The following is a 12,265-nucleotide window of genomic DNA, read 5'->3' on the forward strand; positions in this document are numbered from 1 at the left end:
GCGTTATCTCTATTTATCGACTTTATAAGGAAGCTCCTCACCATGAAACTTCGTCGCTCCGTTGCGCATTGTATGTTGGCACTAGGCACTTTAGCGTGTTCATCAATGATATTCGCCAACGCCTCAAATCAAGGTTATTACCGTGCTCCAGCCTTAAACGATCAAACCTTAGTGTTTACTGCCGAAGGCGATCTTTGGACTAAGCAACTCAATCAAACCAAAGCCAGCCGCTTAACCAGTTTGGCTGCCGAAGAAATGGACGCAACCATCTCAAAAGATGGCAAATGGGTTGCGTATACGGCTAATTATGAAGGCGCAACTGAAGTGTATGTCATGCCAATTGCAGGCGGCGTAGCTAAACGTGTGAGCTTTGAAAACAGCCGAGTACGTCTGCAAGGCTGGACAGCGTCTGGCGAAGTATTGTATTCAACCGACAACGCCTTTGGCCCGGCTAACTTTTGGGTGCTTAAAACCGTTGATCCACAATCCTTAACCATTACTGATTTACCGTTAGCTGACGCAGTCGAAGGCACCATTGATGATAAAGGTGAATATGTTTATTTTACCCAATTTGGTCTGCAAGTTAGCGGCGACAATGTCAAAGTGTATCGCGGCGGCGCCAAAGGCGAAATTTGGCGTTATAAGTTAGGCAGTAAACAAGAAGCGCAGCAGTTAACCAGCGCCCATGAAGGCTCGGTTAAACAGCCAATGCTATGGAACCAGCGTGTTTACTTTGTCAGTGATCAATCTGGCAATGACAACATTTGGTCAATGACCCTAGATGGTAAAGACATTAAGCAACACACTCAATACAGCGACTGGCAAGTGCGTGACGCTCAGCTTAATAACGGCCGTATTGTGTTTCAGCAGGGCGCCGACATTAAGTTGCTTAACTTAGCCGATCTTGCAGAATCTACAGTAGCCATCGAGCTTACCAGCGACTTTACTCATCGCCGCGAGCAGTGGGTTAACGACCCAATGGATTACGCCACCTCGACAGTATTATCTCATCAAGGCGATAACGTAGTAATAACGGCCCGTAGCCATGTCGCTATTGCCAGCAACGACGGTCGTCGTTTAGTGCAAATAGACTCACCCGCCGATAGTCGTGTACGCGATGCATTGTTAAGTGATGACGGCAAATGGGTTTATGGCATTAGCGATGCATCTGGCGAACAAGAAATTTGGCAATATCCTGCCGACGGTTCTGCTGGTGCTAAGCAGCTCACTAAAGATGGCAGCACCTTACGCACCAGCTTGTCGTTATCTCCCAATGGCCGTTATTTAGTGCATGACGATTACATGGGCAATGTATGGTTACTTGATTTAAGCCGCAACAATAACCAAAAAATCATTCAAAATGGCGAGGGTTTAGGCCCTTACCAAGACATAAAATGGTCTGGCGACAGTCAATTTATCGCGCTAACCAAGGCCGAAATCGGTAAGCAACGTCCGCAAATTGTGTTGTATTCCATTAACGAATCAAAATCACAAACCTTGACCACAGACAAATATGAGTCGTTTTCTCCTAGCTTTAGTCACGATGGTAAATGGTTGTATTTCTTGTCTAACCGCGAATTTAAAGCCAATCCTGGCTCGCCTTGGGGCGACCGTAACATGGGGCCGATATTTGATAAACGCACTCAAGTGTTTGCCTTAGCATTAGATGCTAAAGCATCATTTCCGTTTGCCAAACCAACCGAGCTTACCGTTAACAAAGACGCTAAAAAAGCTGACAGTAAAGACCAAGACACCCCAGCAAAAGTCAAAGTTGAGTGGGACGGATTAAACCAACGCTTATGGCAAGTGCCAGTTGATGCAGGTAACTACAATAGCTTAACCGCAACCAAAGATAAGCTGTATTTATTGGATGGTAGCCAAGACAAAAGCGAGCTAAAACTGGTTAAGTTCGATTCGCTTAATATTAAAGTCGACACCTTTGGTGAAGATGTCGGCCAATATTCGTTATCAAAAGATGGCAGTAAAATTATGCTGCGCAAACAGTCTGATCCTAAAAGCCTCATGATTGTCGATGCCGGCGACAAACTTCCCAGCGATGTATCGCGCGCCAAAGTCAGCACCGACCAATGGCAATTAAGTATTTCGCCGCAGCAAGAATGGCAACAAATTTTTGAAGATGCGTGGTTAATGCATCGCGACTCGTTTTTTGATCCAAAAATGCGCGGCGTAGATTGGCAAGCAGCTAAAGCTAAATATCAACCTTTGGTCGACAGACTGACCGATCGTAATGAGCTCAATGATATTTTCACCCAAATGATGGGTGAACTGAACTCGTTACATTCACAAGTGCGTGGTGGCGATATTGCCCAAGATTCCGATGCAGCCAAAGCAGCTGCGTTAGGCGCTAGGCTGACACAAACCGATAAAGGTGTGGTGATAAGCCATATTTATCAAACAGACCCAGAGTTACCGTTGTCGGCATCCCCATTGGCACGCATTGAGGTTGATGCGAAAGAAGGCGATGTGATTGCGAGCATCAATGGTAAGAAAATCACTAACATTGCCGATGTAACTCAACTGCTGCGAAATCAAGGCAATAAGCAAGTGTTGTTAGGTTTAGTCCGTGGTAAAACAGCCATCAATACCATAGTCACTCCCCATGATATTGGTACCGATGCCAAGTTACGTTACCTTGATTGGGTTGAGCATAACGGCGACAAAGTGGCCAAAGCCTCTCAAGGGAATATTGGTTATTTACACTTGTATGCCATGGGCAGCGGTGATGTCGAAAGCTTTGCTCGCGAGTTTTATACTAATTACGACAAAGACGGTTTAATCATCGATGTTCGCCGCAATCGTGGTGGCAATATCGACAGCTGGATTATCGAAAAACTGTTACGCCGTGCGTGGGCATTTTGGCAGCCAACTCATGGCAGCACAAACGCAAACATGCAACAAACCTTCAGAGGCCATTTAGTGGTGTTGGCTGATCAAATGACCTACTCAGATGGTGAGACTTTTTCTGCCGGCATTAGAGCGCTAAATATTGCGCCTATTATCGGTAAGCAAACTGCGGGCGCGGGAGTGTGGTTATCGGGTCGCAATTCGGTGACCGATAAAGGCATGGCACGAGTGGCAGAATACCCACAATATGCCATCGATGGCCGTTGGGTTGTTGAAGGTCACGGGGTTGAGCCAGACATTGAAGTTGATAACTTACCTTATGCCACTTTTAGCGGTAAAGATGCACAGCTTGACGCAGCTATTAGTTATTTGAAAGATGAACTAGCACAACAACCTATTGCTCCATTACAAGGCTTACCAATGCCAAAAATAGGTAAAGCAGCTGACATAAAAGCCAAATAACTTTAAATTGGCTTCAGTAAACCAATAAAAAATAACCCTCTTAGCGTAATGTTGAGAGGGTTATTCTTAAAACTGTAAAAAATCTTACTGCTTTATTTCAACTTCACATGCTAATGAGTTAGCAATAAAGCAATTTGCATGGGCTTTTTCATGTATCTTCGCTAACGTTTCTTCGTCAACTTCAATCCCTTCTGCAAACGTCACTTTAGGTGCTAATGTCATCTTAACCACAGCGACTTTACCCGCCTCATTTTTACCTAAATCAGCAGTGGCATTATCTACATAACTGGCAACAGGTAGCCGCTTTAAATGGGCAATCGCTAAAAAGGTCAGCATGTGGCATGAGGACAGAGCCGCAAGTAAGCTTTCTTCTGGATTCACTTTATCAGCATTACCTTTGTATTCAGGCGCAGATGACGCTTGAATCGTTTGCCCAGTGCCAAATTTAACCTCATGATCGCGATTAAATTCACCTTCCTCACTTGGTGAAGACTGCCAATTTACCGTTAATTTAAAGCCCATTTTGTACTCCCCAAACCACATAGACGTGGTGTTTATAACAACTTAATTTAGCGTGAATTACTCTGAAAATCGGTCACTCACCAAACGGTAACACATCTCTATTGATTCAACACCAAGCGTACCCTAATGTCCATTAATTTGACCCAAATAGTCAAACTGAAACGACCACTAAATGTGGCGAAATCGATACAAACAATGTAGATAAAGCCTTATCCATTAATGCGATTTAAATATCTTTTTAATCATGCTTTTATATATATTTTCGTTATTTATTTATGAGTTTTCAAACAACGGAATACTATCTATTTGTAATGAATGCGTATGTGCTGTGCTATGTCATTTACCACGTCGATATTGCGTTAACTGCTGGTGATAATGAATTTAAAATCGCGACAGCAGATTGGTCGACAATTGACTTCGGCGCAATAGTTGGTGATGACGCTGTGACTGAAGGGCTGTTGAAAACCTTAGTAAAAAAGGCGCCAACATGCATTTTAATGTCACAATCGCCAGTACCTATCGCTTTACGGTGACAGGTCCAAGTACTGAGTCGCCAAGCTTATTTGTTACTAAGTTGAACTAGGTTTAAGTGGTTACCTCGTAAAACACAAAACCCAGATTAGGCTGGGTTTTGTGTGTTTATTCAAAGCGGCTTATGCTGCTTCAGCGAGCAGTTTGGTAATCAATTCTGCAATAGTATCGGGGTCTTGTGCGCCAGAGACTAAATATTGTTGATTAAACACAATGGCAGGCACGGCTTGAATTCCGCGACTGATCCACAATTGCTCTTCTTCTTTTACCGCAGTTTCAAAGCGTTTGTCGCTGAGCACTGCACGTGCCTCAGCAGCATCTAAGCCAACCTTTGTAGCTGCTTCAATGAGTACTTCAATGTCATCTGGGTTTTTCTGCTCAGTAAAATAACTGCTAAACAGCGCCAATTTCAAGTCAGTTTGCTTACCCGTCTCTGCAGCCCAATACAGTAGCTGGTGGGCCAGTAGCGTGTTGTAAATACGTGATGAGTCGGAAAAGTTAAATTCAAAACCTAAATCGGCACCCATTTGGGTTAATCGCTGACGGTTCTGTGCGCTTTGCTCAGGTGTTGAACCGTATTTTTCTGCAATGTGTTCACCTAAATGTTGACCTTCAGGTCCCATTGCGGGGTTTAACTCAAACGGGTGCCACTGCAATTTAACCTCTAAATCGTTAAATTTGCTCAATGCTTGTTCAAGACGACGGTAACCGACAATACACCAAGGGCACATTACGTCTGAAATAATATCGATTTGTAGTTGATTCGTTGCCATGGGATCCTCTTTAAAAATTAATTCGACTTCATTTACTTAAGCCTGAAAAGATAAAAAATGTATAGTTGTCTATAAAGTAACTGCTTTTAGTCGTTATTTGTTTGGTTTGTAATCACTTGTGTAAACAACACAAAAGTTGCAACCTTTGGGACTAAATTGTGTCTATACTTAACCAGTAATCTGATGTTTAATCAATGTAAGGGTTAGGTCAATTAGATATACCCCATGCACGTTTATTAATAGTATTGCTGGTAAAGTATACAAACAGATATAAAACACATTATAGGTTTGAGTACTTGTGATACAAAGCACATGCCGATGTCTAAATATGTCAGCCTGCATTTGTACAACAACACTATTTATGTCAGCATGCAGTTGTAATACGCAATAAATTTGGCAAGTAAATTCTTTTAAGGACAATCTATGAAAATAAATCTTTCTGGTCACCATGTTGATGTTACAGATACTGTCAAACAACACGTAGATGAAAAATTCGCTAAAATAGCTAGCCATTTCCCAACGCTTATCTCGCTAGATATCATCATAGCTAAAGAGCATGGTGAATATGATGTTGAAATTAGAACTAACTATGAAGGAACTCGCATTGCTGCTAAAGGTACTGACTTAGTCATGTATCCCGCTATCACGAGCGCCGCTAAAAAATTAGATGCGGCACTAAAGCATCGTAAAGGTCAATTAAAAGCAGACTTACATGAAAAACCAGATGTAACTGCACCTGAGATTGCTTATGAAAAAGTCCAAGAAATGGACCTAAGTAAATAAACCATTAACCGGTTTATTTCCCAAAAAAAACGCAGCTTTCGCTGCGTTTTTTGTTTGGTTCGGTAAAGATAACAACGAGATACTAGGGCTGCGAGGAAACGATAACAAGCGAACGCTGCGCTTACGAAGAGAGCGGTCAACACTTAGTCTTACCATCGACCGTCACCGCTTGCTATCGCTCGTCATCTAGGCTTTATAATTTCTAGCCTTAGTGTTAGCGTTGTTTATTCTTCATCAATCTGTGCATTGTGATACACGTTCTGAACGTCATCACAATCATCAAGAGCCGCTAAGAACTTTTCAAAACTTTCAATATCTTCACCAGTAAGTTCAGTCATTGTTTGTGGCACAAAGGCTAAATTCTCTACCTTAAAGTCTATCTCTGGAAAGGCTTCAGTTAACACAGTGCGTGCATTGTTAAACTCAGATACGGGTGCAAATACGCTGATGATGCCATCTTCTAGCTCTACATCGGCAACGTCGACGTCTGCCATCATAAGCAGTTCTAAAATGGCTTCATCGTCATCACCATCAAACACAAACACCGCTTGATGTTCAAACATATGGCCAACAGTACCTGGGCCACCTAGCTTGGCATCATTTTTAACAAACGCTTGGCGAACTTGAGTAAATGTGCGGTTACCATTGTCAGTTAAGCAGTCAACAATCACCATACAACCGCCAGGTCCAAAACCTTCATAGCGCGCGGTATCATAGTCTTCACCACCGCCACCACGTGCCTTTTCAATGGCTCGTTCAATAACGTGTGCGGGAACTTGATCTTTCTTCGCGCGGGCAATCAAGCTACGAAGAGCTAAGTTGCCATCTGGGTCAACGCCGCCTTTAGCACAAATATAAATCTCTTTACCATAACGTGAGTAAATACGTGTCTTTTGGCCAGCGGTTTTCGCCATGGACTCTTTTTTATTTTGATATGCTCTGCCCATCTTAATCTCGTTTTATTAAATGTTTAAGGCTAAAAATTGTCACCGATTCTAGCAGGAATAAGTGGTGCTGTTTAGGTGCTGGTTCTAAATTTCACATAAATAGGCTTGATAACACCATAAATATGACAAAATTAACGACAAGTACCTCATGCAGAAAGCACATAATTATTCATATTTATACATCAGATGTGTTAAGTTTATGTATCAAGTGTCTTAAATCGATAATACTATTTAATAGTGAATTATCGTTTTAAAGCTCAAATGTGTTTAAAAATAAAAATAAGAGAAAGGACCTCTCTATTGGGTGAACTCAATATCGAGAGTCTATTGTTTCATCCATTTTATCCTGAGATGAGTTGATGAGTTAGATGATCCGCATCAATTCGACCCTTAACTAGTATGCTGTAAATGAGAGTCCAAATATGAAACCTGAATCTGCTGAAGGTCAAACGTCAAATGCGACTGTGACTATTTTGTATTATGAAGCCCCGGTTGGCTTAGAAATGCATAATGCTGTGATGACCGATCTGCAAGTCAGCCAAACTGGACGTGTGATGATCCCTGAATCATTTCGCCGAGGTAAATCGATTATTGCGGTATTAGAAGGCGAGTGCAAAATACTTAACTCATTGGGCGAACGTGTTTATTCGCAACGTGTCTTGAGCTAACATTTTATAAGTTGCTCATATTTTATAAGTTGCTAACAGAGCTTAGCAGTTATTAATAGCTTATAAATTGAAGTCAACCAATGTAAAAGACACGATAACGTGTCTTTTTTTGTGCTTTCCCCGATGCATATTGTCAGTTTAGCTCGAGATGTTAGTGCAGCCCAACAACGACTCATTGCGTAATAAATCATCCAGTAGCTTATCAGCTAAAGGCTGTAATACTTGTCCATTAGGCTGGGTGTGGGCGACTGTTCGTAAACCGTATATTCCCATCACTAAATATTGAGCTAAAAATTGACTATCACTATTTTGGGCGATTAGTTGTTGTGTTTTTGCCTTATCAAACACCTTTGCCAGTGATTGATGCCAAAGTTGTAAATACTGGCAGGTCACTTGTTTAATGTGCTCGTCTTGCTCGCCCATCTCACTCAGCGATTTTGTGAGTAAACATGATTGGGTCGCATCACCACTTAAACATTCTTGTAATATTAACGCTAAATAATCGCTTAAGTTGTCTACTGCTGAGCGCTCATTGGCAAATAATTGCTCAAACTGTTCACTGCGATCTTGCTGATATTGCTCAATGGCGGCAATAAATAAACCTTTTTTGTTATCAAAGGCACAGTATATAGAACCAGGATGCAGTCCTGTTGCTTTAGTGAGATCTTGCATGCTGGTTTTAGCGTATCCATTCACTAAAAAGGTGCTCATGGCAGCACGTAAAACGGTTTCTCTATTAAATTCAGCGTGTCTCATATCTGGTCACTTCTGGTCAACAACAAAGCGTGATAACTCATAACGCTCGAGTCTAACTAAATTTTACCGACTATTCAAAAATTACTTGAATGTCTATTCAAATACGATTAATCTTGAACGTATATTCAAGAATGGAGTTAACCACATGACGGCCAGTTTATTTACCCCTTACAAACTCAATGACACCCTAACATTATCAAACAAGATTTTAATGGCACCATTAACACGTTGTATGGCGGATGATGATCTTGTGCCGACGCAAAAGATGGTTGACTACTATGCTCGCCGTGCTGAAGCAGGTTTAATCATCAGTGAAGCGACCATTATTCGCCCTGATGGTCAAGGTTATCCAAATACCCCAGGTCTATTTACTCCAGCTCAAATTAACGGTTGGCAGAAAGTGACCGATGCCGTGCACCAAAATGGCGGTAAAATTTTTGCTCAGCTTTGGCATACCGGCCGCGTTGCTCACTCACACTTTTTTGGTGGTGGTGATGTATTGTCTTCATCCGCCCAAGCTGTTGAAGGCACTGTGCCTAGAATGCGCGAGTTGGTATACCAAACGCCAAAAGCTGCCTCGCTAGACGAGATTAAGCAGTTAGTAGTGGATTATGCTCAAGCGGCGAAAAATGCGATTGATGCGGGCTTTGACGGCGTTGAAATTCATGGTGCTAATGGCTATTTAATTGACCAATTTTTGCATCACGATAATAACCGTCGTGAAGACGAATATGGCCAAACACCTGAAAATATGTCACGTTTTGCCTTAGAAGTCGTTGATGCTGTAGTTGCTAGAATTGGTGCAGATCGCACAGCTCTTAGACTATCACCCGCGGCCTATTTCAATATGGCTGCAGATCCACGTGATCGTGCTGTATTTGACTATTTATTGCCTGAAGTGGCCAAACGAAATTTAGCCTTTTTACATGGTGGTATTTTTGACGACTCAATGCAGTTTGATTACTTAGGCGGCAGTATATCAGCTTATATGCGCAGTATTTACACCGGTACATTAGTGGGTGTAGGCAGCTACACTGCAGAAACCGGTAGTGCAGCGATCAATGACAATAAATTTGATTTATTAGCAATAGGTCGTCCATTTATTGCCAACCCTGATTATGTCGCCAAAGTGCGCGATGGGGCTGAGTTAACTACTTATGCCGACACTATGCTGACTGAATTGTTTTAATGTTTTGCGTTATTTTGCGTGCTTAGCTTCAACAGAAGTGACTGACACGTAGCTTGTAGGAATCCATTTCTCATCGCTATTTTAAGTGAGAGAATTGGCGCTAAGATCATCAACCCCAATTTGTTTTTTTAGCATCCGTCTTGACCACAACTTTTGTTGTGGTCTTTTTTTGACAGAAATTTGTCTCAGTGAGTGCAGTCAATTACTATGTCGGCAATTTTCGACAAAGAGAAACATGATGCACACACTGCAGCAATTAAATGATGGCTTATTATTGGGTAATCAAAGAGTCAATATCGCGGAGCAACTGACTGAGTTTCCGGTTAAATTGTTTGAGTTAGCAGACACCTTAGAAGTACTCGATCTTAGCAATAATCAATTGTCGTCATTACCTGATAACTTTGCCGACTTGCATCAACTCAAAATCTTGTTTGTGTCGAATAATTTATTTGAACATCTACCAGCCGTATTAGGTCAATGTCCTAACTTAGAGATGATAGGCTTTAAAGCCAATCAAATTCGCACCGTACCCGAAGCATCTATTCCAAAACAAACTCGTTGGTTAATATTAACCGATAACCACATTGAGCAATTGCCAGACAGTTTAGGTCAGTGTCATCGTCTGGAAAAACTCGCGTTAGCGGGTAATCGATTAACCGCACTGCCTAATAGCATGGCTAATTGTCATCAATTGGCTCTTATCCGTTTATCGGCTAACCAGCTTACCGCCTTACCACATTGGTTATTTGAGCTACCTAATTTAGCGTGGCTGGCATTTGCAGGTAACGCGTTTAGTCATGTAGAACATTGCGATAATACTCGCGTACCTATAGTGCCATTAACCCAGTTTACCTTAGGTCAGTTACTCGGGCAGGGCGCATCTGGATTAATTTATCAAGCAACTCACCATACAGAAAGCTCAGTTGATACAAACTTTAGCAGCGACGCTGATGTCGCCATTAAGTTGTTTAAAGGCATGGTAACCAGTGATGGTTATCCAGCGGATGAGCTTGATTGTTGCTTAACCGCTGGCGAGCACCCTAATTTAATTAATGTGGTGGCACAAATTAATCAGCCTGAGCAGCTTGGGTTAGTGATGGATCTTATTCCGCCAAGCTACGGTAATTTAGGTTTACCGCCGTCGTTGCAAACCTGTAGCCGTGACACTTTTGAAGCACAAACAGTATTTACCTGGGGACGCATTGCTCATATTGCTTGCCAAATGGCTGATATTTTGGCTCATTTACATCAAAATGGGATTAGCCATGGCGACATTTATGCCCACAATATTATGATAAATACTCACGATAACGTGCTGTTTGGTGATTTTGGCGCCGCCTCAAATTTAAAGCAATTTACCCCACAGCATTTGCGATTAATGCAAGCTATTGAGGTTAGGGCGTTTGGTTATTTGGTCGAAGACATGCTAAACCTCATCGATAACCCAGACAGACCACAAGCGATAATGTTGCGCCTGTTAGTGCAAGATTGCTTGCAGCACAGTTCATCAACCAGACCGAGTTTTAAAGCGCTGTTACCACGTTTAGCTAGCATCGCTTAACAGCTAGACACACTCGGGCTAGGGCATCATTAGGTTTAACCAGCCTAGTTGTTTGTTAGCTCGAGTAAATGGTTTTAGTTAATAGCTCTAATAAACAGCTCAAGTGAATTGTTGTACGAATAAAAAATACAGAATATGGTCTTTATCCACACGCTGGATTATAATCAAATTATCATGTCGTAATGAAAGGCTAGCCCACTGTGGAAAATAAAACTGCACGTTTTACTGTATTAATGGACCCGCTAAAAAAGCAGGCATTTGAACAACTGTGTGCTGCGCAAGATCTCACCCCATCACAAGTCACCCGTCAGCTTATTCGCGAATACCTCGAAAAGCATGATGTGAGTTTTGGTGACAATCAAAGTCGCCCTAATCCACAGGTAAAAAGCTAAGCTTCAATTCGCCTATTGTTAGGCTATTGGTGACACTAGTGGTCATTCCAGTAGTTACATTAGCAGACTAGTGGCTCAGTTGGTTTATCACCCTAGGGTAGTCAATTTGTGATAATGGCATTATAATGTCATTACAATATTCGGCAGGGTAGATGTTTTTCTATCTCACGCCAATCGATAAAGCCTGTCGAACTGCGTATTAGCGCTATTAACTTATTCGACAACTGCCAAGAACACAGAGAGTAAAGATATGAGTGATGTAATCCCGCCATGCCCAAAATGTGAGTCTCCGTACGCTTATTCAGACGGCACATTGTTAATTTGCCCAGAATGCGCCAATGAATGGAACCCAAATGAAGAAGTGGTTGATCCAGACGCCATCATTTTAAAAGATGCCAACGGCAATTTATTAGCAGAAGGCGACAAAGTCACCTTAATCAAAGACCTTAAAGTAAAAGGTTCATCACTCGTGCTTAAAGTCGGCACTAAAGCAGTGATCAACCATTTTGTCGACGGCGACCACGACATTGATTGTAAAGTTGATGGCAATGGCCAAATGATGCTGAAATCAAAATTTGTTAAAAAACAAAGCTAATAACGAGTAATCTAATTGTTATAAGTGACCATTAATCAGCTTTAGTCTGGTTAATAAAAAATCCCCGCTGATAGCAATATCAACGGGGATTTTTTATGGACCAGGGTTCAAGTCCCGCCGCCACTAACGTCGTGGCGCTTCGCCCACACCAGAGCAAAGGGGTAAAGCGCTTGTACCCCTTTGCAAACCCTCAGCGTTCCGGCAACATTTTCGCTTTTTAA

The 12,265-nt window shown here is 42.0% G+C and carries 12 protein-coding genes; 8 read left to right on the top strand and 4 right to left on the bottom strand.

From position 1 onward, the window contains the following. Positions 1-42: 42 nt before the first annotated feature. On the top strand, positions 43-3,327 hold the full coding sequence (locus EGC82_RS07105) for a S41 family peptidase (protein WP_124730147.1): 3,285 nt from the start codon (positions 43-45) through the stop codon (positions 3,325-3,327). An 84-nt stretch (positions 3,328-3,411) separates the two neighbouring features. Here the strand turns inward: EGC82_RS07105 and EGC82_RS07110 are convergent, their stop codons facing one another. Further along, complete coding sequence (locus EGC82_RS07110; RefSeq protein WP_059746411.1) at positions 3,412-3,849, bottom strand: OsmC family protein; 438 nt, start codon at positions 3,847-3,849, stop codon at positions 3,412-3,414. Positions 3,850-4,124: 275 nt separating this feature from the next. On the opposite strand from EGC82_RS07110, the gene EGC82_RS07115 reads away from it, so the two are divergent. Next, positions 4,125-4,382 (top strand): early set domain-containing protein, encoded by a 258-nt coding sequence (locus EGC82_RS07115; RefSeq protein ID WP_124730148.1) that lies wholly within the window; start codon positions 4,125-4,127, stop codon positions 4,380-4,382. Positions 4,383-4,502: 120 nt separating this feature from the next. Here the strand turns inward: EGC82_RS07115 and EGC82_RS07120 are convergent, their stop codons facing one another. Next, entirely contained in the window at positions 4,503-5,153 is a 651-nt protein-coding gene (locus EGC82_RS07120) for a DsbA family oxidoreductase (RefSeq protein ID WP_124730149.1), read from the bottom strand. Between the two features lie 423 nt (positions 5,154-5,576). On the opposite strand from EGC82_RS07120, the gene hpf reads away from it, so the two are divergent. Further along, complete coding sequence (gene hpf / locus EGC82_RS07125; RefSeq protein WP_124730150.1) at positions 5,577-5,936, top strand: ribosome hibernation-promoting factor, HPF/YfiA family; 360 nt, start codon at positions 5,577-5,579, stop codon at positions 5,934-5,936. 224 nt (positions 5,937-6,160) lie between these two features. Here hpf and EGC82_RS07130 read toward each other — a convergent pair whose 3' ends face one another. Further along, positions 6,161-6,883, bottom strand: a complete 723-nt coding sequence (locus EGC82_RS07130) for a YebC/PmpR family DNA-binding transcriptional regulator (RefSeq protein WP_124730151.1) — start codon at positions 6,881-6,883, stop codon at positions 6,161-6,163. A gap of 422 nt (positions 6,884-7,305) precedes the next feature. Here EGC82_RS07130 and EGC82_RS07135 point away from each other — a divergent pair, with 422 nt between their 5' ends. Next, positions 7,306-7,551, top strand: coding sequence for a TIGR02922 family protein (locus EGC82_RS07135; RefSeq protein WP_124730152.1), 246 nt, complete (start codon positions 7,306-7,308; stop codon positions 7,549-7,551). Positions 7,552-7,689: 138 nt separating this feature from the next. On the opposite strand, the gene EGC82_RS07140 is transcribed toward EGC82_RS07135, so the two are convergent. Next, complete coding sequence (locus EGC82_RS07140; protein ID WP_124730153.1) at positions 7,690-8,307, bottom strand: TetR/AcrR family transcriptional regulator; 618 nt, start codon at positions 8,305-8,307, stop codon at positions 7,690-7,692. A gap of 145 nt (positions 8,308-8,452) precedes the next feature. Between EGC82_RS07140 and EGC82_RS07145 the strand changes: the two genes are divergently transcribed. From EGC82_RS07145 to EGC82_RS07160, 4 genes are all read left to right on the top strand, one after another. After that, on the top strand, positions 8,453-9,496 hold the full coding sequence (locus tag EGC82_RS07145; protein ID WP_124730154.1) for an alkene reductase: 1,044 nt from the start codon (positions 8,453-8,455) through the stop codon (positions 9,494-9,496). Positions 9,497-9,734: 238 nt separating this feature from the next. Beyond that, positions 9,735-11,057 (top strand): leucine-rich repeat-containing protein kinase family protein, encoded by a 1,323-nt coding sequence (locus EGC82_RS07150; protein ID WP_244212579.1) that lies wholly within the window; start codon positions 9,735-9,737, stop codon positions 11,055-11,057. Between the two features lie 200 nt (positions 11,058-11,257). Beyond that, positions 11,258-11,449: a ribbon-helix-helix domain-containing protein gene (locus tag EGC82_RS07155; protein ID WP_011636565.1), complete on the top strand. Its 192-nt coding sequence runs from the start codon at positions 11,258-11,260 to the stop codon at positions 11,447-11,449. A 250-nt stretch (positions 11,450-11,699) separates the two neighbouring features. Beyond that, entirely contained in the window at positions 11,700-12,044 is a 345-nt protein-coding gene (locus tag EGC82_RS07160) for a zinc ribbon domain-containing protein YjdM (RefSeq protein ID WP_011636566.1), read from the top strand. Positions 12,045-12,265: the final 221 nt, after the last annotated feature.

Source organism: Shewanella livingstonensis, assembly GCF_003855395.1.
Taxonomy (GTDB): Bacteria; Pseudomonadota; Gammaproteobacteria; order Enterobacterales; family Shewanellaceae; genus Shewanella; species Shewanella livingstonensis.

Excerpts from the sequence above, each read along its gene's own strand:
- EGC82_RS07105 (WP_124730147.1), top strand. The coding sequence starts at position 43 with ATGAAACTTCGTCGCTCCGTTGCGCATTGTATGTTGGCACTAGGCACT.
- EGC82_RS07110 (WP_059746411.1), bottom strand. The coding sequence starts at position 3,849 with ATGGGCTTTAAATTAACGGTAAATTGGCAGTCTTCACCAAGTGAGGAA.
- EGC82_RS07115 (WP_124730148.1), top strand. The coding sequence starts at position 4,125 with ATGAGTTTTCAAACAACGGAATACTATCTATTTGTAATGAATGCGTAT.
- EGC82_RS07120 (WP_124730149.1), bottom strand. The coding sequence starts at position 5,153 with ATGGCAACGAATCAACTACAAATCGATATTATTTCAGACGTAATGTGC.
- hpf (WP_124730150.1), top strand. The coding sequence starts at position 5,577 with ATGAAAATAAATCTTTCTGGTCACCATGTTGATGTTACAGATACTGTC.
- EGC82_RS07130 (WP_124730151.1), bottom strand. The coding sequence starts at position 6,883 with ATGGGCAGAGCATATCAAAATAAAAAAGAGTCCATGGCGAAAACCGCT.
- EGC82_RS07135 (WP_124730152.1), top strand. The coding sequence starts at position 7,306 with ATGAAACCTGAATCTGCTGAAGGTCAAACGTCAAATGCGACTGTGACT.
- EGC82_RS07140 (WP_124730153.1), bottom strand. The coding sequence starts at position 8,307 with ATGAGACACGCTGAATTTAATAGAGAAACCGTTTTACGTGCTGCCATG.
- EGC82_RS07145 (WP_124730154.1), top strand. The coding sequence starts at position 8,453 with ATGACGGCCAGTTTATTTACCCCTTACAAACTCAATGACACCCTAACA.
- EGC82_RS07150 (WP_244212579.1), top strand. The coding sequence starts at position 9,735 with ATGCACACACTGCAGCAATTAAATGATGGCTTATTATTGGGTAATCAA.
- EGC82_RS07160 (WP_011636566.1), top strand. The coding sequence starts at position 11,700 with ATGAGTGATGTAATCCCGCCATGCCCAAAATGTGAGTCTCCGTACGCT.